This is a genomic window from Paraburkholderia sp. CNPSo 3274 (assembly GCF_024206475.1).
Classification (GTDB): domain Bacteria; phylum Pseudomonadota; class Gammaproteobacteria; order Burkholderiales; family Burkholderiaceae; genus Paraburkholderia.
Map to the genome: position 1 here is coordinate 1 of NZ_JAMBPR010000101.1, position 21,634 is coordinate 21,634.

General features: G+C 59.3%; 19 protein-coding genes and 4 pseudogenes. 10 read left to right on the top strand and 13 right to left on the bottom strand.

Features of this window, described 5'->3' with window-relative positions; genetic code table 11:
• The 4 genes and pseudogenes from M3I54_RS39145 to M3I54_RS39160 form a co-directional block, all read right to left on the bottom strand.
• A partial coding sequence (locus tag M3I54_RS39145; RefSeq protein WP_254345402.1) for a hypothetical protein occupies positions 1 to 182 on the bottom strand: 182 nt, incomplete at its 3' end.
• A gap of 197 nt (positions 183 to 379) precedes the next feature.
• Positions 380 to 598 carry a hypothetical protein gene (locus M3I54_RS39150; protein WP_116138983.1) on the bottom strand — a complete coding sequence of 73 codons (219 nt, stop codon included), beginning with the start codon at positions 596 to 598 and terminating at the stop codon, positions 380 to 382.
• Positions 595 to 1,367 (bottom strand): annotated as a pseudogene (gene istB / locus M3I54_RS39155) (IS21-like element helper ATPase IstB). Before istB ends, M3I54_RS39150 begins: the two are co-directional and overlap by 4 nt.
• Positions 1,354 to 2,277, bottom strand: a complete 924-nt coding sequence (locus M3I54_RS39160) for a hypothetical protein (protein WP_375541876.1) — start codon at positions 2,275 to 2,277, stop codon at positions 1,354 to 1,356. The pseudogene istB and the gene M3I54_RS39160 overlap by 14 nt, the downstream one beginning before the upstream one ends.
• Positions 2,278 to 2,550: 273 nt before the next feature.
• Between M3I54_RS39160 and M3I54_RS39165 the strand changes: the two genes are divergently transcribed.
• On the top strand, positions 2,551 to 4,047 hold the full coding sequence (locus M3I54_RS39165; protein WP_254345404.1) for a hypothetical protein: 1,497 nt from the start codon (positions 2,551 to 2,553) through the stop codon (positions 4,045 to 4,047).
• A 172-nt stretch (positions 4,048 to 4,219) separates the two neighbouring features.
• On the opposite strand, the gene M3I54_RS39170 is transcribed toward M3I54_RS39165, so the two are convergent.
• The 4 genes and pseudogenes from M3I54_RS39170 to M3I54_RS39185 all read right to left on the bottom strand — a co-directional run bounded on the left by M3I54_RS39170 (position 4,220) and on the right by M3I54_RS39185 (position 7,886).
• Positions 4,220 to 6,142, bottom strand: coding sequence for a protease pro-enzyme activation domain-containing protein (locus M3I54_RS39170; protein ID WP_254345428.1), 1,923 nt, complete (start codon positions 6,140 to 6,142; stop codon positions 4,220 to 4,222).
• 457 nt (positions 6,143 to 6,599) lie between these two features.
• Positions 6,600 to 6,794: pseudogene (locus M3I54_RS39175) on the bottom strand (transposase); the annotation flags it as partial.
• 79 nt (positions 6,795 to 6,873) lie between these two features.
• A complete protein-coding gene (locus M3I54_RS39180) occupies positions 6,874 to 7,293 on the bottom strand; it encodes a group II intron maturase-specific domain-containing protein (RefSeq protein ID WP_309249678.1) in 420 nt (139 codons plus the stop codon).
• Positions 7,290 to 7,886, bottom strand: coding sequence for an ISAs1 family transposase (locus tag M3I54_RS39185; protein ID WP_254345406.1), 597 nt, complete (start codon positions 7,884 to 7,886; stop codon positions 7,290 to 7,292). Before M3I54_RS39185 ends, M3I54_RS39180 begins: the two co-directional genes overlap by 4 nt.
• Positions 7,887 to 8,746: 860 nt before the next feature.
• Here M3I54_RS39185 and M3I54_RS39190 point away from each other — a divergent pair.
• From M3I54_RS39190 to M3I54_RS39200, 3 genes are all read left to right on the top strand, one after another.
• Positions 8,747 to 9,244 (top strand): transposase, encoded by a 498-nt coding sequence (locus tag M3I54_RS39190; RefSeq protein WP_254345408.1) that lies wholly within the window; start codon positions 8,747 to 8,749, stop codon positions 9,242 to 9,244.
• Between the two features lie 53 nt (positions 9,245 to 9,297).
• Positions 9,298 to 9,705, top strand: coding sequence for a transposase family protein (locus M3I54_RS39195; RefSeq protein WP_254345410.1), 408 nt, complete (start codon positions 9,298 to 9,300; stop codon positions 9,703 to 9,705).
• 39 nt (positions 9,706 to 9,744) lie between these two features.
• Positions 9,745 to 10,451 (top strand): IS6 family transposase gene (locus M3I54_RS39200; RefSeq protein ID WP_375542290.1). Its coding sequence is split into 2 segments (ribosomal slippage): positions 9,745 to 10,015 and positions 10,015 to 10,451, totalling 708 coding nucleotides; the frame shifts between segments, so codons are not numbered across the junction.
• Positions 10,452 to 10,507: 56 nt separating this feature from the next.
• Here M3I54_RS39200 and M3I54_RS39205 read toward each other — a convergent pair.
• A pseudogene (locus M3I54_RS39205) lies at positions 10,508 to 10,804 on the bottom strand (creatininase family protein); the annotation flags it as partial.
• A gap of 424 nt (positions 10,805 to 11,228) precedes the next feature.
• On the opposite strand from M3I54_RS39205, the gene M3I54_RS39210 reads away from it, so the two are divergent.
• Entirely contained in the window at positions 11,229 to 12,377 is a 1,149-nt protein-coding gene (locus M3I54_RS39210) for a porin (RefSeq protein WP_254345412.1), read from the top strand.
• A 162-nt stretch (positions 12,378 to 12,539) separates the two neighbouring features.
• Here M3I54_RS39210 and M3I54_RS39215 read toward each other — a convergent pair whose 3' ends face one another.
• The 3 genes from M3I54_RS39215 to M3I54_RS39225 all read right to left on the bottom strand — a co-directional run bounded on the left by M3I54_RS39215 (position 12,540) and on the right by M3I54_RS39225 (position 15,557).
• A complete protein-coding gene (locus tag M3I54_RS39215; protein WP_254345414.1) occupies positions 12,540 to 12,848 on the bottom strand; it encodes a response regulator transcription factor in 309 nt (102 codons plus the stop codon).
• Positions 12,849 to 13,884: 1,036 nt separating this feature from the next.
• Positions 13,885 to 14,826, bottom strand: a complete 942-nt coding sequence (locus tag M3I54_RS39220) for a nucleotidyl transferase AbiEii/AbiGii toxin family protein (protein WP_254345416.1) — start codon at positions 14,824 to 14,826, stop codon at positions 13,885 to 13,887.
• Positions 14,823 to 15,557 carry a type IV toxin-antitoxin system AbiEi family antitoxin domain-containing protein gene (locus tag M3I54_RS39225; RefSeq protein WP_254345418.1) on the bottom strand — a complete coding sequence of 245 codons (735 nt, stop codon included), beginning with the start codon at positions 15,555 to 15,557 and terminating at the stop codon, positions 14,823 to 14,825. The genes M3I54_RS39220 and M3I54_RS39225 overlap by 4 nt, the downstream gene beginning before the upstream one ends.
• A gap of 98 nt (positions 15,558 to 15,655) precedes the next feature.
• On the opposite strand from M3I54_RS39225, the gene M3I54_RS39230 reads away from it, so the two are divergent.
• The gene (locus M3I54_RS39230; protein ID WP_254345420.1) at positions 15,656 to 16,066 is read left to right on the top strand and encodes a hypothetical protein; all 411 of its coding nucleotides are present in this window, start codon (positions 15,656 to 15,658) and stop codon (positions 16,064 to 16,066) included.
• A 738-nt stretch (positions 16,067 to 16,804) separates the two neighbouring features.
• On the opposite strand, the gene M3I54_RS39235 is transcribed toward M3I54_RS39230, so the two are convergent.
• A complete protein-coding gene (locus M3I54_RS39235; RefSeq protein ID WP_254345422.1) occupies positions 16,805 to 17,122 on the bottom strand; it encodes a hypothetical protein in 318 nt (105 codons plus the stop codon).
• A gap of 368 nt (positions 17,123 to 17,490) precedes the next feature.
• On the opposite strand from M3I54_RS39235, the gene M3I54_RS39240 reads away from it, so the two are divergent.
• The 4 genes and pseudogenes from M3I54_RS39240 to M3I54_RS39255 all read left to right on the top strand — a co-directional run.
• Positions 17,491 to 17,655, top strand: a complete 165-nt coding sequence (locus M3I54_RS39240; RefSeq protein ID WP_254345424.1) for a hypothetical protein — start codon at positions 17,491 to 17,493, stop codon at positions 17,653 to 17,655.
• A 377-nt stretch (positions 17,656 to 18,032) separates the two neighbouring features.
• A complete protein-coding gene (locus M3I54_RS39245) occupies positions 18,033 to 18,317 on the top strand; it encodes an alpha/beta fold hydrolase (protein WP_254345433.1) in 285 nt (94 codons plus the stop codon).
• Between the two features lie 904 nt (positions 18,318 to 19,221).
• On the top strand, positions 19,222 to 21,102 hold the full coding sequence (locus tag M3I54_RS39250; protein ID WP_254345426.1) for an ATP-dependent endonuclease: 1,881 nt from the start codon (positions 19,222 to 19,224) through the stop codon (positions 21,100 to 21,102).
• A gap of 2 nt (positions 21,103 to 21,104) precedes the next feature.
• Positions 21,105 to 21,392, top strand: a pseudogene (locus tag M3I54_RS39255) (DUF2130 domain-containing protein); the annotation flags it as partial.
• Positions 21,393 to 21,634 lie beyond the last annotated feature (242 nt).

Consider the following 21,634-nt stretch of genomic DNA (forward strand, 5'->3'; position numbering starts at 1 on the left):
ACGCCACGGGTACGCGTGATCGTGTTGATGAACTGCGCCTTCAGGTCGCCGTGCGGAACATACAGGCTGATCATCCCGCGCTTTTTCAGGCTCTGGTTATACGCGTGAGCGTTCGTGACCCGGTACCCGGCCGTCTCCCATTTGCGCGGTTCGCCTTGTTTCTGTCTGACCTTGTATGGCATTATCTGAACACGCTTTATTCATCATCACGCACTTCTACGCAAGTCGCGCCCTCTTTGCAATACCCCCCATCCGAACAAAGCCTACCCAAGCTGCGTGTTAGCGGCGGTGTAAAAGCGTCATTAGATGGTGGCGCAAAGTTGAGTAGAAGCGTCAACAACAGAGGCGGTTATGGGCCGCTGTTATTGGGTGATGGCCATCAGAATGGATCGTCGATGTCGCGAGGGTGAGGATTGTCGGGAGGCGCGCGCTGTTCGTGCAGCAGGTCATTGAGCGGAATCTGGTAGTGCGCGGCAATACGCTCGCGTAGATCGTCGATGAGTTCGACGACGGCGAGCGCCTGATCGGCGGACCAGTTGTCCGGGATCAGGAAGTCGAGCCCGTGAGTGATGCCCGAAGGCAGATGAAGGCGCTTCATGTTTTCTTCTTCTCCATGCGTGCCGCGCTGCGTTTCTTTGCGCGCTGCTCGGCCCGTTCACGTGCCTCCTTCACCCGGTAGGACTCGCCTTCGATCGCGACGACTTCGGCGCGATGCACCAGCCGGTCAACCAGCGAGACGACGCAGGCGGCGTTCGGAAACACCTCCGACCATTCTGCGAACGGCCGGTTTGTATAATCGTGACCACGGTGCTCGCTGCGCCGTATCTGCGGCTAATGAGTTCGAACAGCAGGTCGGCGTGGCGGTTCGAGTAGGACAGATATCCGACCTCGTCAATTACAAGCACGTCAGGCGCAGCGTACCGGTGCAGCCGCCGACGTAACGCCGAGTCACTGTCAAGCGCGGCGAGCTCACCGAGCATCTGGCCAGCGGTTGTGAACAGCGCGGTGTGCCCGCTAACGAGCGCCTGGTATGCGAGGTTCAGCGCGAGGGTCGACTTGCCCACGCCGTTCGGGCCGATCAGTACGACGTTGGCGGTGTCCCTGACGAACTCGAGCGACATCAGTTCTTCGACGGCGCCCCGGTCGCAACGCGTGGGCCACGCCCAGTCGAAGTCGCACAGCGGTTTGAAGCTGCCCAGATGGGCGTCCCGGATGCGCCTCTCGAGTGAACGGCGGGCGCGTTCGTCTTCTTCCCACTGCAGCAGCGGCGCAACCCAGTCGGCGTCAGTGAGTTCCGGCCAATGCGCCAGCAGCCCGTACAGGCGTAAGGCGTTCGCGCGCTCCTGCAAACTCTCAGGCGAGCTCATCTGTACCTCCCGTTATCTGGTCGTAGATGTCGAGCCGGTGAGGGGTCACCAGCGTGTCCTTGCTACGCACGTGCTCGGGCAGGTTCACAGTCACCGGCGGCGGTACCTGGCGCGACTCGCGCCGACGCTCCAGCGCCAGACGCACCGGATTCTGGTGAGGCGCGGCATCGCTCGCGAGCGTTTCCTCGATCGCTGCCTGCAGTTCGGCTGCACCATAACGGTCGAGCAGCCGCAGCAGGTGGGCAGTGATATTGCCCAGATTGGCGCCGCGTTCAGCCGCGCGCAGCATGAGTGTGTGACTGGCCGGCGCTGCGCGGGCGAGATGATCGAGGCCGCGATGGTGACGTGCTTCGCGCTTGCGTGCAACGAGGGCGTCGATGTGCGCGGCAATCTCGATCTGCGCGCCGCGATCGTAGCTGCGTACATGAGTCGCAAGCAGATCGGCACCGTCGAGAATGCGCACCTGCCGGGGATCGGCCCGGACCGTAAGCACGCGCCGCACATGGGTATGCGGGATCGTGTAGTCATTCAGGTCGAAGCGCACATAAGGCTGTTTGCCGACCTTCACGGCCTGTTGCAGCTCGCAGGGATACGGATTCTCCGGCAACGCAAGCAGGCTGGACTGCTCGCGGGCGAACGCTTCGCGCACCGTGATCGTGGGCTCTTCCCGGCAGGGACGATCGGCCGCCATGCCCGCGCACCATTGCGCGGCCTGGATGTTCAGATCGTCGAGATCGGCGAACTTGCGCGCGGCAAAGAAACTCTCGCGTACATATCTGATAGCTCTTTCGACGCGTCCCTTCTCGTGGTTATGGCCTCGAGGCCATAAAGCAGAGATTTTTTTGGTTGGCGATCGCGGCCACTTACGCGTGAACAGGCCGATCGGGACCAGTCCGCGATCGGTAATCAAAAAAATGTTTGTGCTAAACCGCTCCGCAAGCGCTGGCGTTTATGGGCATTGAATGATCGTCGCGGTGATTTGTGATGCCAGGCGCACGGGGTGGTGCGCGCCAGAAGCGGGCGGTTGGCCGGGCCCGTCGCGCGAAGACAGTGGAAATGCGGACGCCAATGGGTAAGGAATGCTGAGTTTCGCGGCATTGGGCGTGGTTCATCCCGGCGTTACACAGGCAGGGCAGAAATGAAAGTGCGGGATAATGTGGCCCACTTTAATTTCGGCGTCCCCATGACTTCATCCGTCTGCCCTGTTTCCGTAAAACCGGCTGGCTGCGACCGCAAGATGATGGCCGTTCGCGCCCTGGCGGGCGCTGAACCCGTCAGCGCCGTGGCCGCCCGCCACGGTGTCAGCCGTCCACTCGTCTATCGCCAGATGCGCAAGGCGAGCGCCGCGCTGGATGAAGCCTTTTCGCCAACGCAAATGGACGAAGACGCCGACAAGGTCCTGTTCTCGCTGCGGGTGACCCGACGATGGCTGGAGCAGGTCATCCTCGCACTGACGATGATCGGTCACGCCTCGATGCGCGGCGTCATCGAATTCATGAGCGACCTGCTGGGCGTGTCCATCAGCCTGGGCACCGTGCACAATGTTCACCAGCGTGCCGCGCAGCGGGCGATGGCCATCAACAACAGCATCGACCTGTCGGCCATCCGGGTGGGACTGCACGACGAGATCTTTCAGGGGACCCGGCCGGTTCTTACCGGCATCGATGCGGCTTCCACCTACTGCTATCTGCTGGCTGACGAAGACCACCGTGATGGCGATACCTGGGCCATCCATCTGCTGGACCTGCAGAGGCAGGGACTGCATCCCGACTTTACGATTGCCGACGCCGGCACGGGTCTGCGCGCAGGCCAGAAGCTCGCATGGCCCGATACCCCCTGTCACGGCGATGTTTTCCATATCTGCCAGCAGTTCGAAACCCTGGCCAACATCTGGACACGTCTGGCCAGCGGCGTACGCACTGAACGCAAAGCCCTCGAAGCGCGACTGGCCAATCCCCGCCGGCGCTGCCAGGACAGCCTCCTGATTGACCGGCTTGACGAACTTCGCCCGCTCGAGGCGCGGGCACATCAGCGCGCGGACGACCTTCGCACACTTACCCTGTGGCTGGAGCGCGATGTCCTGTCGCTGGCCGGGCCCGATCTGCCGACCCGCCAGGAGCTGTTCGACTTTATCGTCGAGCAACTTCGTCAGCGTGAACCTGAAGATCCCTCACGCATCGGCACGATGCGCGTGGCCCTGCAAAACCAGCGCAACGATCTGCTCGCCTTCGCCGGCGTGCTGGACCAGAAGCTCGACGCCATCGCAAGCGATACTGCCGTCGCCGGGCATCTCGTACGGGCAACGTGCCTGTTGCACCGCAAGCCGGAAACCTCCGTCGCATTCTGGCAGGCATGGAACCGGCTGCATGCGGCCATCGGCCGCCGGTTCCACGAAGTCTGGACTGCGGTTTCGCAGGCGCTGCACGACACTCCGCGTAGCAGTTCCCTGGTGGAGAGCCTGAACTCGCGCCTGCGCAACTGCCTGACGCTGCGGCACCATCTGGACGGCGGTCGCGCCTGGCTGGAGCTGCTGAAATTCTTCGTCAATCATCGCCGCTTCACACGCAGCCGTTGCAGCGGGCGGGTCGGCAAAAGTCCGCGCGAAGCGATGACCGGGGAAGCACATTCGCACTGGCTGACGCTGCTCGGACTCGGCCCGCTTCAACCCCGGGAGATCTGATGCCGGGAGGTCGTTGCAGGCCTCCTGTTTGCATCGCATTCCTTACCAATTCTGCATTTTTATGCAGGACGGTTCAGCTCGTCCGTGTAACGCAAAAAAGCGGGCTTTTGAACCACGCCCGCTCCAGGTGCCTCCCCATGTGTAACGCGCCTTTGAACCTCGCCTCAGAACCTTACTGCGCGGGCCAACTTGGCAATGCCGCGTTGACCTTTGCGAAGTTCAGGCTGCCAAAGCCCGTAACGTTGTCCCAGCCAGCCTTCGCAGTGTAGCCGTGGCCACCGTAGCCGTTGTTGCCCGATGTCACGTCGTGGTGCAGCGCCGGATTGCCCGGGAGATTCTGATAGAACTTTGGCGTTGGCAGGCCGAGGCTGTTGTTGTTGGCCGATTCGAGCCGCGCCCAGCCGCCCACGAAGATCGGTGACGAGAGGCTCGTGCCGCCGCTGAGTTCCCGCTGCCCGTTCACGATGATGTACGCGCCCGTGTATTGCCCAGCATCGAACGCCACGTCGGGCAGCGCACGCTTCGTCACCGGGCTGCCGAGCGCCGCCGCGGTCTGCCAGCTGGGCGCGGCTTCGTACTTGCTCACGCCCCCGCCCGTCGCCCAGATCCGTACTGCGTTGCCGACCTGCTCGCCGTTTCTGTCGAACATGGGTTTGACGCCCTCATTCCACGCGGTTTCGCCCGCCCACATCGTGGCGCCGGTCGTCGAGAGGGTCGTACCGCCCACTGCGACGACATACGGCGAGCTCGCGGGATGCCCCACGCTGTATTTAGACAGATCAATCGTCGGGGTGACCGAGTTGCCCTCTAACGTGCCGATGTACCCCTGTCCTCCTCGGTCAGCCCCCGATTCAATATAGGCGCCCGCATCGCCTGAGCTGACGGAGAAGATCTGCCCTTGCGCGTAAGCCTGCTTGAACAGGGCGTCGTCAGCGGCGAGCGAGCCATCCTTATTGGCCGAATCTTCGTCGATCCCTAGCGACACATTGATGATGGTCGCCTTATTGTCGGTCACCGCCTTGTTGTAAGCGGCGGTCAGCGTTGCATCGCTCAGACCGCTGTCGTGGGGGTCGCCGTTCGCGGCCGAATAGAAGATCAGCTGCCTGACGCCGCCGGATGTGCCGATGATGCACTGGCTGTCGAGACGCCACTCCGTATTGCCGTCGTCGGCCAGGGTGCCCAATCCACCCGGTACGACCGCCGTGTTCACCGTCGGCAGGTCTGCGTTCCGCGTGAAAACGTTCAGGTCGGCGATGGTCTTGGTCATGTCGCCCCAGGCGATGATGCCCACCGTCGTGTTGGTCCCGGCGGGCAGGCTGCTCGCGTCATAGATCTTCGCGAAATCGGTCGGCTGGTGGCCGACCTGCTGCGACGCGTCTGTCGTATTCTCCGGAATGGGGTTCGGTTCGATGACCGCTTCCGGCGCGAAGCGGTGTAGCGGGTGCGGCACGGCCGCATTCTGCAGGCCGAGTACCGAATCGACGGTCGAGCCGAGCGATGGCGGGACCTGGGCTGGCAAATCGTTTGCGTAGACCGGCTTGCCGTGGTAGTTAAAGCGCTTCATGCTCGTGCTGAAGGCACTTTCCGCGTTACCTGCGTTGCCGTCGGCGAAGATCAGCATGTTGTTCTCCGATACCGAGACGTTGCGGAAGCCGTTCGCCTTCAGGTGAGCGACCACGGTCGCGACCTGCGCGTCGGAAGGCGAAAAGCGCGCCTTGAACTGCGCCGGCGTGAGGTACTTGTGATAACTTGCACTGCCCGGCTGGTTGAGGTCGCGAAGGAACCTGTCGAGCTCGTCCAAGTTGCGGTTCTTCAGGGCCACGGCGATGTGCAGCGGCTGACTCAGTTCGAGCGGCGTAAAATTCGTATCGGTCAGCGGCGGATTGCTGAGGCTGTTCAGCGAGTAGCGGCGCTCCGCATCAGGTTTGGCCGATGCCGGCGCATTTGGCACGAGGAAGGCTTCGGTGCGGGTCGGGACCCAGTTGGTCGCCGCATGGGCGAGCAGCGGGATCATCGAGGCCGCTAAGCAAAGCGAACGGACCGTTAGTTCAAAGGCTCGTCGGAATTTGCGATTGCCGAAATGAATTGACTGCATTGGAAGCTCCGAAATTTCAACGAAGGTTGGAGTCCAGCGACACACTCGCCAGACTGCCGGAGAAGCATCTGTACTGCCTCGACATGATCCGTGTCGGTTCCATACTTTCAGCTTCAAGCATTGGCGGCCCGTTTATATAGTGATATTGGGCATCGAGACAGGCAGACCTTTTCCCGTACATGTGGCCCCTCGTCAGACAGTGCGCCTTACAGCCGGTCGAAGGGCTTGACTGTCTGATGATGTAAACGCTATGACCCTAGCTGCGGCTTGGACAGAAGGCGGCTGGGGGACGATGTTGCCGTCATCGCTTAAGGCAATGCTGATCAAGCCTTGTAAACGCGACTGATTGCGATTGAGCATGCGTAAACTTTCCGAATATCCAATGAAGACGGTCATTCCACTTCCTTTCATCGTGCCGCAGGCGTTCTGCACGGGCTTTTCGCCCGTGTTTCGCCCATTACGGGCGCACCTGTGGCGTTAATCGGCCTCGCGACAGGTAAAGGTTCGCCAGCGCGAGCGAAACGAAGGCGCGATTGACGTTCTTCGCCAGGCCGCGATAGCGCACCTTCGTGAAATCCCACAACCGTTTGACCACGGCGAACACATGCTCGACGCGGGCGCGAATCTTCGACTTGTTGCGGTTCTTGCGACGCGCCACTAAGAACCGGACGTGCGAGTCGCCCCGCATCCGGCTCAAGCCATTCACCAGCACCAGCGTTGGTACCGGGCAATCAATCATCAGTCGCGGCTCGACGACGGGCGAAGTAGGACGACCACGCGGAGTCAAACGGATTGGCCTGGCCACGTACCTTCACGTGACGAACAATCGGAACCGTCGCAGCCCGAAACAGCCGGGTTACTCCGAAGGCTGGGGACCGGGCAGTAAACGCCCAGGTACGGTTCCCCTCTACGTGGAAGTATTTGTTTTTCACCCAGCCCGCGCCTTTCGTGGGGTGCCGACGCATCGCCCATTTCCACAAGAGGCGCCAGATGTGAGCATCTACCGACGTAAAATGAGATTTTGAGACCACATGACGGTGATACATGGCCCAACCCCGAATCACCGGGTTGAGCTGTACGATCAGATTCCGCTGTGTGGCGCTCTTGTGCTGCCTCACGATTTCCCTGACCTTTTCCAGAAGTGCCTTCACACTCTTGTCGGCCGGTTTGATGAGCAGCTTACCCGCGTACTTGCGGACGCGATCTCCCGCTGGCAGCCCATCGCGTCGATCGTCACGATCGCACCCTTGAGCAGCAAGGCATCCAGCAATGCCGGGATCGCGGTGATTTCGTTGCTTTTGTCGGCAGTCCTGACCTGGCCCAAAGTCGCCCCCAACGCGCCGCAATAGGCCGATACCAGATGGATCGCGTTACGCCCCATCCCGTGCGAGCGCCGTACCGTCTTGCCGTCAATTGCCACCACCTGGCCCGCGACTGCCGGACAAATGCCGCTTACCCATCGCACAAAGCATGCCTCGAACTGCCGCGCATCAAGCGCCGCGAATACGCGCCCGAACGTGTCATGCGAGGCAATCCCATTTTGCAGCGGCAAGTACCGGTGCAGCCACTCCAGTTGCCCTTGCCCCCACAAAGCGATCCCCACCCAGCTGTCGGCACCCGACAGGATCGCTGCCAGTGCAACCACCAGCATCTCCGTCAGATCATGCCCTAGAGTGCGTACACGCGGGTCCTTCAGGTCCCCAAACGCGTCTTGCAAACTCAACGGCTCGTATTCGTCGTCCACACCACTCTCGGCTCTTGGCAAAACCAAGAGTAAACGCGCCTTCGTGGCAGTTTACAACCCCTATTCGTAACCCACTGTGTGTAAACAATTTTTCATGCAATTGCCCTGGCATGACACCCATGAGTGGTGGACTTGATCAGCATTGCCTTAACTGGGCCGCGACCTCTTTGAGAGCTGCGGCGACGCCTGTCACGTTGCAAGGAGCGTGAAAGCCCAAATTTGGACGGCATTTTCGGGGCATTGCGTTAATGATCACAAGTTTTGCCATGATTGAATTCGACGCGAATGTCCGCGGCTCAGGATAGATCGCAGATTATTAGTAACGGTAGTACTCCATATAAAATCCGGCACTAAGCTGTTGATCCAGCTCGGTCGCGAGCAATTGACCTAAATACCTGCATCCTACGCTTCCAATGCGGAGAGATCGTTCTAATTATGTCGCGAGCTCCTGTCAAAACGCAAGCAAACTGGAATCAATAAAAATGATGCCGTGGTTTATGATGAGGCATTGTCACGTTGGCAAGGGCGGTCAAGCTAAAACGACCAGATGACAAAGACCAAATCGCTCTATCACGGTCACCGGTTCCCTGCGGCGGTCATTCGCCCGTCCTGAACAATCCATAGAGCCTTGAGTGACAGGGCTTACCAGTGGAAATGGTGTTGTTGGAATTGCGGGGACTTGACATATTGCTGCGTGTAGCCTGCAAATTCTGACGAGGTCTGGATGGGTCCAAAGGCACCTGTAAAGCTACTGGTTGCAGGTTTTTCTCAGGTTAAAAACAGGCGGAGAGTGAGCTGGGTAAAGGGATTCGAGCGGTTGTCGTCGAAGCGGCTAGAATCCATCGCTTTGATGATGGAAAATGGCCCAACGCCAAGCCCGACAAGGGATTCCGGTGGAATTGAGCGAAGCGCAATTCAACGAATTTGTCTTGCCTCATTTACCACGGGGTCGTCGTGGCCCGCTGCCGCGACTGCCACTGTACAGGATCTTCAACTACATCCTGAAGGCGCTGTACCTTGGATGCCAGTGGCACATGCTGCCGATCGACAGGAATCAGCAGGGTCGACGCGAAATTCATCCGACCAGCATTTACCGGATCTTTCGTCGCTGGCACGCGAGCGGATGTTTCGACGCGATATTTCTCGCGTCAGTGCGCCGGCTTCAGCAGGACCAGTTGCTCGATCTGTCGATCATTCACGGCGACGGCACAACGACTGCGGCAAAGAAAGGCGGCGACAATCTCGGTTTTAGCGGTCACAAAAGACTCAAGGGCTGCAAGATCGTGGCTTTCTGTGATCGGCGCTGCAACGTCATCGCACCGTTCCTGGTCGCACCCGCCAATCACCAGGGCTGTTAACTTCTGCTGCGCCGTGTTAACGTCGCCCCTTCGAAACAAGGGGCAAAACGTAGATGATGTTCGGTGGCGTATTTTCGGAATTGCGGGACGTTCGGCGGGCGCAGGGCAAGCGCTATGCGCTGGAACCGTTGCTTTGTGCGATCGTAATGTCGATGCTGGCCGGATCGCAATCGCTTCGGACAATTGAAGCGTTTATCGAGGAGCAACTGGCCAACCTGAACCGGCTGTTCGGGACAGGATGGCGCAAGGCGCCGTGCTGGGTGGCGATCCGGGATTTTCTGCTGGGTCTGGACGAGCAGGAGCTTGAGCGCGCGTTTCGGGAGCACGCACACCGGCAGGTATCGCCGCCACCCGGTCGGCAATTCATTGCCATCGATGGCAAGGCATTGCGGGGAAGTGCAGATCGAGTGAAGGACATCGCAGCGGCTCTGGTGCAAATAGCGCGGGGGCGAATCGGTTAAGGTGTCGGGCTGAACTATTGAGAACCGACGATGAGCAAGCTGAAGAGCCTGGACGAACTGTTTGCAGGCCGTCACTTTGACCGCGATGTGATCATTCTGTGTGTTCGCTGGCACCTGCGCTACAAGCTTAGCTTGCGCGATCTGGTCGAAATGATGGCGGAACGGGGTCTGGCGCTGGCCCACACGACGATCCTGCGCTGGGTGCGGCGCTTTGCGCCGGAGTTCGTCAAACGGTGGAATCGCTTCGGCAGGCCCACCGGCCAGTCCTGGCGTGTTGACGAGACTTATGTCAAGCTGCGCGGCAAGTGGGTCATCTTTATCGGGCGGTGGATCGGGTGGGCCAGACGGTTGACTTCATGCTCCGTGCAAAGCGCGACGTGGAGGCGGCAAAAGCCTTTTTCAGGAAGGCGATCAGACATCAGGGCCAGCCACCGAAGACCATCACGCTTGACGGCTATGCGGCCTCGCACCGCGCCGTGCGCGAGATGAAGGCCGATGGCTTGCTGCCTGAGGACACGAAGGTCCGATCCTCGAAATATCTCAATAATCTGGTCGAGCAGGACCACCGCAACATCAAGTCCCGGACGAAAGTCATGCTCGGCTTCAAACGTTTCAGGAACGCAGCGATCACTCTCTCTGGTATTGAGTTGGTACATCGCATTCGCAAGGGCCAATTCGGCCTCGCGAAGCTCGGCCTCAAAGATACCACTGCGCCCGCAGTCTGGGAGGCCGTCCTGTCTGCTTGATGAGGTATCCTCTATATAACAACAATCTCGTACAGACCGCCTATTTGCACCAGAGCCCCCTCGGGCACATAGGCAATCACCGGCGCGACGATCGCATTGCCGAGGCCTTGCGCAATGCGCTCCGATAGCACCTTAACGCGGATGTTGTGCTTTCCGAGCGCGACAAAGGGGCCACTTTGCTCTGTACCGCCAATCGGGATGATGATCGTGGTTTTGCCTGCGTGAATCTGGTCGCGCAGTTCTGTCCACGTCAGATTCTCCAACTCCACCGTTGCCGGCACCTGCGCGAATGCGGTGTGTCCAAGGGCAAAAAGCACAGTTGCCGCGGCAATTTGCCGCAAGATATTTCTCATCGCAAATCCTCAACGGATAAGTGGTTGCGTCCATGTGAATGGAGCAGGGACGCTTTCGCGTTACTGAAGGCAACGGCCATGCGCTGTTCGAGGTTGACCGGAAATCTCGTGTCGATCTGCGGCATTCTGATTCACTGTGAGCGCGGTTTATCAGTCGATGATACGCGCAGGAAGGGTCGACAATGTCTGGCTCAAAGTCGAATCGTCGATGACGGATCCATGTTTCGCGACCAATTGCCGCCGGATCGCAGGCAGATAATTGCGTTTGCTCAATACAAAACGGTATTAAGCCAATGAGTTGTGCGATTACAACTTTGCGAGCAGGGGAGTGGGGATATATTTCGTGCAATCAGAGCTCGAGCTCTCTAGCTTGTCTTTTGCGCTCTGTAAATGAGTGGATGCCCCCAGAAAAGGAGCGTGCATATTGAAAGTCAATCTCAACAAGGCCTTGCTTGCTGCTGCTGCACTTGGCGCATTCAGCGCTGCGGCACACGCCCAGAGCAGCGTTACCCTCTATGGCTCGCTGGATGCCGGTATCGCGTATGTCAACAACGCTGGCGGTCACAGCGCGTGGCTTCAGTCGAGCAGCCTGCTCTCGAATACGTACTTCGGTTTGAAGGGTGCTGAAGACCTCGGCGGCGGCCTGAAGGCGATCTTCAAGCTGGAATCCGGTTTCAATCTTTCGAGCGGCGCATTCAGCAACAACAGCACGATGTTTAACCGTCAGGCCTATGTCGGCATCCAGAGCGCCCAATACGGTACGTTCACGCTCGGCAAGCAATACGACTCCGTAGTTGATTACCTCTCGCCGCTGTCGCTGGCTGGTCAGGCAGGGGTGGTCAATCTCGCAGCGCACCCGCTGAACAACGACAATATCGGCGCGCAATACTCGATCAACAATGCGGTCAAGTATGAAAGCGCGAACTATTCCGGTTTCCACTTCGGGGGCTTGTACGGCTTCAGTAACGATCCGGGCCAGTTCGCTAATGGCCGCGCCTGGAGCGTTGGCGCCGGCTATGCGGCGGGACCGCTGACGGTCGCTGCTGCCTATGACCAGACGAATACCAACACTAACGCTGCGACCAATGGAAGTGCTGCGGCGACGGTGCCGTTGGGCGGCAACGTCAAGCGTACGTTCGGCGTTGGCGCGAACTACGCGTTCGGTCCGGGAACCGCAGGCGTGCTCTGGACGCATACCCGCATTCAGGGCGCGACGGAGGGGGGTGTTAATGGTCTGAACGCGCGCTTCGACAATATCGAAGTCAATGGCACGTATAGCCTCACGCCGGCGCTCGCGCTTGTCGCAAACTATACCTACACCTATGGCAAGACGAGTGGCGCGGGAACGTCTTCGAGCGATCCGAAGTGGCACTCGGCGGTCCTCGCCGCGGACTACTCGCTTAGCAAGCGATCGGACGTCTATCTGGCCGGAGCCTATCAGCACGCTTCGGGCGATGTCTACAATAACGGTACTACCGTTGTTGACAACACAGCCAGTATCGCTGGGCTGCTGCCCGCATCGACAACGCAGAGCCAGGTTGCTGTCACGGTCGGCATGCGCCATCGGTTCTAAGCTCGCTCTCCATGAGCCGATTGCTTCCCGGTTGACGGGGCGAGAGCAAAAGGCAACGTAAACGGCAGCACCACCGCAATCGCGGTGGTGTTTTTTTAGTGCGCCTGGCATCGGCGCACTCCTGTGGGTGCAGGTCCCCCGCGACCGATCTCGCACTTGAGGTTACGTCGATGCGGGGTTGCGGGGTGAAGCCTGCGCGTGTCGTACCAAACCTAGCGCTTGTCCTCGAAAAACGGCATGGGCGCGCTTGTCGACAGTCAGTTTGGTGAAGATGCTCTTTACGTGAGTCTTTGCGGTCCCCGGCGTGATGCCTAGCGTGCGAGCGATCTCTTTGTTCGATTGCCCTTGCGCAATCAATTCGACGATGGTGCGTTCGCGTGCACTCAGCATTTCTCCTTCGCGCCGATGCCTGCCCCCCGGACAGTAGAGCTCGCGCCAGCCAGCGAGCAGACGATCGATGCAGGTCGCCATCTCCCCGCATTGCCTGGCGCCCCGCATGTCTTCACGTACTCTCTGCAGTAGCTCTCCCGTCTCGAGCCCTTGGTCGAGTATTGACCGGTAGATCCCAGCAGGTGCGGCGGCACGCAGCACATCGCGAAACGTCTCGATCGCACTTGACGCGCTGATGCGCAGCCAGTTGGGCGAGCGCCAGCAAGGTTCGTAGACGCAAGGCGACATAATCACTGCGGTGGACCGTGACGTCGTGCAATGCGCGACCCAGTGACGCGACGGCTGACTGCGCATCGCACGTGGCCATCGCCACATACGCCGCCGCAGACGTCCTGTGGTCGTCGATCTCGGGCGTGCGCTTGCGCGCAGCGAGTTGGTCGAGCTGCACGACGCAGGCCGAAGCTTCAGAGAATCGTTCTTCGGACAAGTAAAGCCGCGTTCGTTCGACGAGCGCAGCCGAAATCAGCCGATTCCAGCCTCGCTCGTGGCCCAAGGCCAAAGGGGGTGCTTGAAGTCTTGTTGCAGCAGGGCCATAGAAAATGGAAATGCGCAAGGCCGCGGAGATGTTTGCCGCAGGCTCGATGCTTACAGAGATGGCCCACGCTACGGGATTTTCTGATCAGCTGAGCAGGAGGTTCAAGCGCTACTTCGACATCAAGCCATTATTCATTAGCAATCCTTTGTTAATGCGCCTCAGATAAGCAAGGACTTCTCTGGCAACCCCGACGCAGTGAGGTTTGACAAACGGTAATGGTGTTGAAATCGCCAATTCGGGATCGACGCGCGGCGCGCAGATCGTCTGGGCGCATTGTCACGGCAGAAAGGAGGAAACGCGGCGGAACGTCGTTTGGCCACGATGCTGTCGCGGAATCTAGGGGCGCGGATCTCGATTGCAGTGTTTCATGGGGGCACCAGCGAAACCGCATTTAACATAAAAACAATTATCGCATTTTTATCTGTAGTCCTTATGATGCACAAGCCCGGTGCGGTACAGACCCGCCCTGGTACGTCGAGTATCCGTCAGCGTGCCTTCTTTCCTTGACCCGCCTGGATGGCGTCATGTGTCCAGGGCGTCGAAGCACTCCCTCAGCAACCGTTCCTGGGCATCGAATTTCTCAGCATTCCTGTTCTTGAGCTTTTCGAGATTCTGCAGCTTCCATCGGATGGCCGGCATGTCCTTCAGGTGCGCGTATGGCATGAGGCCCCAGTCGGGTGCCAGCCGCACGAGCGAAAGGAGAAACTCACGATGTTGCTGCGTAATCGCCCGGGGAAGCTCGTGATGGAGTCGCGCCTGGACCGTCTGGAGCGTTTCGACAGAAACCTCCTCGAGCGTCATGCCGACGAACTCAGCATCATGCGCCGACTCGAGCGACTTGGCACTTGCGCCGAGCAACTCGTGAACAGGCCTGTCGTGACCAGCCACGTAGCCGACAAAGGCATCGACGAAGTCTCCTCGAAGACCGAACATCTCATACATGTGCATCACATCAAAGATGTCTCGCGGATGCTGCCGGTCCAGCGCGGCGACCAGCTTGCTTCCGTACAATTCTGCTTCGTGCAGGGTCGGTAACGCTACGTCGACATTGAACTTCTCGCGTGCAGCCTGCACAAGCTGCCTCGACTGCGGCACCAGCAGCGTGCCGCGAAAGACATAGTTGACCTCGACCTTCACCGATGTCTCGTCGGAAAAAACGGTCAGCTTCACATCGCTGCCCTTTTGCTTGCCGTTTGCCGCAGTCTGGCTGTACTTCGCATGGAATCCCTGCCTTTCGATCGCGGCCTTCGCGCGCGCAAGCTCCTCCCCGATGTGTTTGAGCGCCGCGTCCCGATCCGGTACATGATCGGTATAGACGACGTCGATATCCACCGACAGCCGGGGCAGGTTCTGCAGGAACAGGTTGAGCGCGGTACCGCCCTTCATCGCAAAGTTCGGTGTGTCGAAGACGTCGGGCGCGATCGACAGGAGCAGGCGGACCGTGTCGAGATAGATGTCGTTCATTTTGGATACAGGGTAAGGCGTTCGCCGTCCTTGTTCACGTTAGACCACCGCGTCCCGGAGCCCAGCCGCTCGACGTAGCGTTGCAGGTCCTCGCCCCAGGAATAGTCGCTGCTCTTGCCCAGGTCCCGAACCAGACGGACGACCTTGACGCGCTTGCAGTGCGTCATGAACTGCTCGAGTACGGCAGGCCGGATATTTCTCAGCGAAGGCATCAGGTTGATTGCTTCCTCCAGCGATTGCCCTTTGCCGATGTCACTGGCGAGTTCGAGCAGCGCGCGTTCCGGAACGGAAACGAGCACGTGCGGATTACCGCCCGGCAGGGGCTTGAGTCCTGTGTCGTAAGGCAGCTCGTTGTCGAAGATGTTGGTCGTCTGGAAGGAGTAGCGCATGTGCTGCTCAACCCACGACGGCATCTCGTAGGGCTTCTGCGCCCAGAGGACGACTTTCGCGCGGAAGGTGATGTTGTGACGCACGCCTTGCCAGTCGAGTGCCGTCTTGCCCCCGACGTGAAGACCCGGAACCCTTCGGCTGAGGTAGGCGATGATGCCGTCGCGGCTCGGGGTATCGCCCTTGAGCAGGTAGGCGCCCTTGGACAGCCGCTGCAGCCATCCGGACTTGACCATATAGGTCGCGAGTGCCGGGCTGACGCCCATATCCTTGAGCATTTCCGTGTCGAGCGGCTGCCCGCGCGGCGCCTCCTCCATGAGGCGCTGAAGCGTCTTGCTAGCCATAGAGCCTCCGGGTGCGTAGTTTTCTTCGGAATTATCCGGTAAAGTCTTTAGTTTATCAGATTATTCAATGTGGAATCGGCCGACCCAGCTGATAACGAATGGCCATCGAGTTGAAATTGGGGTCTATACATTCGCCGGGCTCAAGCGTTTTGAGCATCGCGATAGGCTGTAAGCCGCAAGTGAGGTACCGGCGACAATCAAGATGTTTGGATTTTTTGGAAAATCGCGTAGATCATTTGAGATATGATGAAAATTCCACGCGTGCGAAGGCGCCACCGAAGGCGACAACCGACGCTTCATCCGTGACCAGAGGATATGACGCTCTGCGCCTCACCGCACAATGGCTATTTCTGCCCATCCCCCGAAATCTGAAAATCCGCCGCAATGCCTTGCTTGACAAGGCTTTGCGTGGCCTTATCGAATGGGACGAGGCGCAAGACGGACACTTGCCACTCGTCGTGGTCGACGGCAAGGAGGTCTCGTGGAACGCGACCTTGGGAGAATGCTGATGAGCATGGAAGGATGGCAGTTCAGGCTCGATATCGCAGATCCCGGCGAGGAGCTTTGAGTCGTGGCGCCACCGCCACAGAACTGCCGTCCCGCTATTCCCTCGCCTGGTCAACAGTCAGGAGACCGATTCCACGACACGCGGTGCGGAACGTCCGGTCGGGTTGCCGCAGACATCGATGATGTGCGGCGGGTGACAGGGACCGGACAGTCATGTCGGCGCGTCCTTGCGGCACAGTGCTGTGCGCAACCCGTTTGCCAAATATCACGCTCGTGTAGCAGTGCTTGACACAACGAGTTCTGAAGGCCTCGCCAGAAGATGATCGCGGCGGCGATTTTCACGAATGTCCCGTATGTGCTGCGAGGCATTCGCACTGGAGGCGGCGTCGGGGTGACAGACACACGAATGGTCTACCTGGCAGGGGCTGCGCATCCTTGAACTCGCCGGTGGCGTTATGGGGACTCCTTCCGGCGGGTGAGCACCGGCCCCGAGGACCGGTGGGGATCGACATCCCGGACAAGCGCAAGAAGGCGCACCATGCCTGTATCCGGTGAGCTGTTACAGGCGCGGCGCCGCTACCGCCTCGCTCTCGGTCTGACCACCCGTCCTGTCGCCCAAGGGCCTGCGGCGAGCCCCGTCGCGCTCGACGTTCGCCGTGCTCAAAGGTCATCTTCGCGGGCGCCACGGCGTGGTTGCGATCGCGGGAACATGGAAGGCTGGTAGCGTGGCTGCCGCCGGCTCATTCCCTGGGGTGCTTCATGTTTTCCGATTCGATGGCCGCCTGCCATTCTTCGCTCGCCTCATCGGGTTCCATCGCGTCGTCGATGGACGTGCTCGCGCGCTCGGCGGCCGCCCTCGCTTCGTCTGCCTCGATTTCGTCTCCCGCATCGGCGACCTCGGGAGGCTGGATCATGTCCCGAAGCATGGCGTCCAGCTCGGGCGTGTCCCATGGAAGGTGACGCTGCATTTGCACCTTGATGTAGTGCTTCACTTCCGCATCCTGTTCAGCGGTCAGAGGCAATCCCCTGAATGTGCTTTCCGGGCCGAGATCGATCATGGCTCCCTCCTGTCGCTGGCAGCTGCTCTACAGCAGCGTAACTCCGGTGTCATGTCTCCGCACCCCGGGCGAACGCACTCAGCAGCGCGGTGAGAATGAAGTCCGCACACAGACAAACGCTCAAGCGGCAACTTCCGGTGGTTCTACATGACTGTGTCGCATTGTCGTATCGGATTCGATTTGATTTGCTAAAAATCAGGCACGATCGGTCCCGCGGCGAGTCCCCCTCGTGGTTCGCAAAGGAGGTCTAATGGCTTCCGGTTCGCACATGGCTTTTGCCAGGAACCGGGCCGGTCAGGTGGTCGCGGCGAACAACCTGCCGGCCGTTGGCCCGGCGCGCTTCCATTGCGCCGGCTGCGGTGGCGAGGTTGGAGATTCCGGCCAACCGGGTCCAAAGGCTGCTGGAATATTTTGAGGATGGCCATCCCGCAGTATCGGTGGCGGTCTTCGTGCAGGACCTCAAGTTCCGGCTTCATGCCCCCGGGCGCATCGTTGTGGCGCTGCTGCGCGAGGCCGATCTGGTCGTTGCATAACCGGGTCTGGTCGACAGTCTGGTTGGGTGTGGTTGCGAACAGAAACGACGCCGCGAGCCGCATAGCGTCACCAGGCAGAAAAACCGAGCGGCGGAAGCGACGGAGATGATCGAACGCGCGTTGGCCGGAAAAGAACGACCGTAGCCTGCGTGGTGGCTGGCGTGATTTTGCTGGATGGCTGCCCTCTCCTACCCGTTCGGAGCAGCTATCAAGTCAATTTCAGGGAGATTTGAGGTCCAATTCATTTAATATGGATTCCTACACGTAATTCGGTCATTGTTTTTATGTCAAATTCCAGTAGGACAGAATCCTTTGCTCGCCTGGTACACGGCTGTTCCCATGTAGCCATTGAAGCCACGGGCGTTTACTGGAAACCGGTGTGGCATGTTCTTGAGGATTCCTTCGAACTCGTGCTCGGCAACGCTCAGTTGTATCGAAACAGCCGGGAACCACAAGGCGCGATGCTTGGGATCGCGAACGCGTTGCGGCCGCTCGACCTGCCGGCACAGGTCGTCTGGGGCGCACGCGATCCTTACATTCCAGTTGCGCAGGCTGCGCGGCAAAGGGAGGTATTCCCGCGCGCCAATGTCGTGGTGTTGGGGGCGCTTCAGGAAACGGAAAATAAAGCACGTTTAGCCCCTGAACACCTGCGGCCTAGATAGCCGGTTAATTTGATCTGGCTCTGAAGGCGCTCCGTTCAAATGACCGGCGTACCGACTGGGAAAGCTCGAATTGCGCTTGTGCCGGCTACCGCTGGCCTCTGCACGCCGCCCATGCGCTGGCTCGATTACGCGAACTTGAATCCTAGTGGGCCCGCGGCATGGGTCGGCCAGGGGAAGACGTCCAGGAGGCGCCACCAACGGGGCGCTCCGGGGCGCTTGTTGCTGATCGCGGGTAGCGCCTTCACCTGCTTAATCTGGATTTTCGTGTTCTGCAATTTTTCTCTTGCGATCGGCCAATTCGTTCTGGCTTCGGCAACGAATACCGCCTACATTGAACATACGAATGATTTGGTGGCAAGTATTGCCTTTGTGACGCCGACGGCTGCCTCGACGTCGTGCAGACTTGCCGAGTAAGAAAACGGGGGCCATATGAAAAAGCTGATCTTAGAGGCTATCGAGAATAAACAATTGATAGAATTTTATTACCGTAATCTTCTGCGAATTGCCGAACCCCATATATACGGCGTTACAAATGGAATCAGGCAAGCTCTCGGCTATCAGACGGGGGGGCAAAGTAGCAACGGTAGGCTCCCTGACTGGCGACGTTTCGACCTCAATCAGATGTCACGACTTGCGATCCTCGCTCAAACATTTCCCGGACGCCGCCCCGTCCCCTCCGGAAAGCATAGCTCCTGGGATTCGCGTATAGCCATCGTTGACTAGATCTCCGCGTACACGCGTCAACGGCTTCCACTGCGCTACCAAACCGGACTGTCGTAGGTCGCCAAGTCGCGGCGTGCTCAAGGTTAACGAATGATCCGGCGATAGACTGCTCTTTCAGGTAGCGAGTCGGTGTCGGCAACTCCATCCTCGGCAAAAGGCACAAAAAGCGGGAATCCCCCCAATGAAGATCCAATCCGTTCGCATCAGCAACTTCCGCACGTTGAAAGACGTGACGATCCCCTTCGATTCCGTCACGACATTCATCGGGCCGAACGGTACCGGGAAGTCAACTGTGCTTCGTGCACTCGACTGGTACTTTAACGGTAAGCCCGGCTCGCTAACGGAGAAGGACTGTTCCTTCGGGGTCACGACTGAGAACATCGAGGTTCAAGTCACCTTCACCGATCTCACCGACAAGGACCGCGAAGCACTCGGCAAGTACGCGCCGGACGGCGTTACCACATTCACGGCATGGAAGCGCCGGTTACCTGACGGCTCAGAGGTGCTTTCGGCGAATGCGAAGGGCTTTCCAGAATTCAACGCGATCAAAGCAGCAGGCGGCGCGGCAGCGAAGAAGGAACTATACGCCGATCTCCGCGGTAGCCGTTTGGATCTAAACCTCCCGGCCGCCAATACAGGTACAGCCGTTGACCAGGCGATGACGGCCTGGGAGTCCTCCCACACTGGCCAGCTTGTCGACGCCCCCGAAGCGCTGCAAACCAATTTCTTCGGCTTCAACAGCGGCGGCAAGATGAGCGGTCTCTTCGACTTCGTCCTAGTCACCGCTGACCTTCGCGCAAGCGAGGAATCGACCGACGGCAAAGCGAGCATCATCGGTCGAATCCTTGAGCGTTCAGTTGATCGTGCTGCTGCTGATGAGGAGATCGCGACGATCGTCGAAGAGTCGCGCACGAAGCAGCAGAAAGTCTACGAGGAAAAGTTCAAGGCGCAGCTAGAAGTCATGACGACGCAGCTCAACGAGGTCCTCACGTCTTACACGCCTGGTCGGGCTGTCACGGTTTCGCCTGCCGAAGTAGAACTCAAGGCCCCTCGGACCACTTTCGAAGTGGCCGTGCTCGATGGCGTAACTGAGACTGCTGTGGAGCGACAGGGACATGGCTTTCAGCGCACGCTCCTGATCTCGGCGCTCCAGCTCTTGGCGCAGTCAGGCGCGGCGTCGGCAGAGGGTGTCATCTGCCTGGCAATTGAGGAGCCGGAGCTCTTTCAGCACCCGATCCAGGCTCAGACCTTTGCGAAGGTACTAAGGTCGCTCGCCGAGAACGCCAGCAAGCGCATCCAAGTGACCTATGCGACTCATAGCCCCTACTTCCTTGAGGCTCGACATTTCAACCAAGTCAGGCGGCTGACGAGGTCGTCTGGCGAGACGCCTGTGGTCACTACCCATTTCGCGACGATCGACGACGTGAAGACGAAGCTCAATGGAACCGTGGATGCCGACCAAGTTGGCCGTCAACTTGATGGCATCGTCACAAATCGCCTCTCCGTCGCGTTGTTCGCCGCACGTGTGCTGCTGGTCGAGGGGGATACAGAGGCGGCCGTATTCTACGGAATCGGCGATCGGGACGCCGTGGGGCGGCTCGAATCCCAAGGACTGTCGATTATTTCAGCTGGAGGCAAGGGCGGAATCCCGCTTGCTCATGCCATCCTTACCTGCCTCGGGATTCCGACCTACGTACTCTTCGACGGAGACAGTGGCTTCGAAGTTCGAGCTAAGGCTGCGGGCAAAAATCAGACCGCTATAGATGGTGAGCGCACGAAGTTTTCGACAGAAAACCGTCGACTGTTGAGGTACCTCGGTGAGACAGAGGTTGATTTCCCATCGGAACAGATCGGCGATCGTGTAGCGACCCTGAGCGATCACCTTGAGACCTACCTAGATTCCACTTGGGCGGAGTGGGTCACGTCGTGTACGGCGATTGAGGCCGCTGCCGGAATCCAACTCGCAAAGAATCAGTATGCTTATCGGACTGCGACGCTTGAGGCGAATGGAACTGTTCCAGAAATGCTCAAGCAGATTCTCATAAAGGCGGGAGGAGCGTAGACATGCATGAAATCATCTGCCCGCACTGCCGGAAAGCATTCAAGATTGACGAAGCTGGTTACGCGGACATCATGAAGCAGGTTCGCGACAGCGAGTTCGAAAAGCAGCTGCACGAGCGGCTTGAGCTGGCCGAGCAGGACAAGAGGAACGCCGTCGAACTCGCCCAAACTAAGGGTGCCAGCGAATTGCAGAGGGCTGCCGCCGCTAAGGACGCCGAGATCCAGGAGCTGAAGGCCAGGCTCGATGCCGGTGAGGTCGCGCGGAAGCTCGCCGTGACCGAGGCCCTAACAGGTTGCGGAAATACACCCCCGGCGGAAGCGGTGCGCCTCGATGTACGCGCCCGCCAGTCGCAAACTTTCGCATTGTGCAATCTCAACGCGAATTCAACGTTCTTTCGGCGGCTTGAGGCCGACTTCTGACCTCCTTGCCACGCTTTCCGCCACTTATAAGCGGATTTGTCCCAGTGATCGCATGCGCACGAGGTTGTATGCCGCCATGTTCAACACGAACATCTGGTCCACCTTCTTCAAGC

Coding starts and splice junctions, on each gene's coding strand:
- M3I54_RS39170 (WP_254345428.1), bottom strand. CDS start 6,142: ATGCAGTCAATTCATTTCGGCAATCGCAAATTCCGACGAGCCTTTGAA.
- M3I54_RS39190 (WP_254345408.1), top strand. CDS start 8,747: ATGGCCCAACGCCAAGCCCGACAAGGGATTCCGGTGGAATTGAGCGAA.
- M3I54_RS39220 (WP_254345416.1), bottom strand. CDS start 14,826: ATGAACGACATCTATCTCGACACGGTCCGCCTGCTCCTGTCGATCGCG.
- M3I54_RS39225 (WP_254345418.1), bottom strand. CDS start 15,557: ATGGCTAGCAAGACGCTTCAGCGCCTCATGGAGGAGGCGCCGCGCGGG.
- M3I54_RS39165 (WP_254345404.1), top strand. CDS start 2,551: ATGACTTCATCCGTCTGCCCTGTTTCCGTAAAACCGGCTGGCTGCGAC.
- M3I54_RS39215 (WP_254345414.1), bottom strand. CDS start 12,848: ATGGCGACCTGCATCGATCGTCTGCTCGCTGGCTGGCGCGAGCTCTAC.
- M3I54_RS39250 (WP_254345426.1), top strand. CDS start 19,222: ATGAAGATCCAATCCGTTCGCATCAGCAACTTCCGCACGTTGAAAGAC.
- M3I54_RS39230 (WP_254345420.1), top strand. CDS start 15,656: ATGGCCATCGAGTTGAAATTGGGGTCTATACATTCGCCGGGCTCAAGC.
- M3I54_RS39195 (WP_254345410.1), top strand. CDS start 9,298: ATGATGTTCGGTGGCGTATTTTCGGAATTGCGGGACGTTCGGCGGGCG.
- M3I54_RS39235 (WP_254345422.1), bottom strand. CDS start 17,122: ATGATCGATCTCGGCCCGGAAAGCACATTCAGGGGATTGCCTCTGACC.
- M3I54_RS39150 (WP_116138983.1), bottom strand. CDS start 598: ATGAAGCGCCTTCATCTGCCTTCGGGCATCACTCACGGGCTCGACTTC.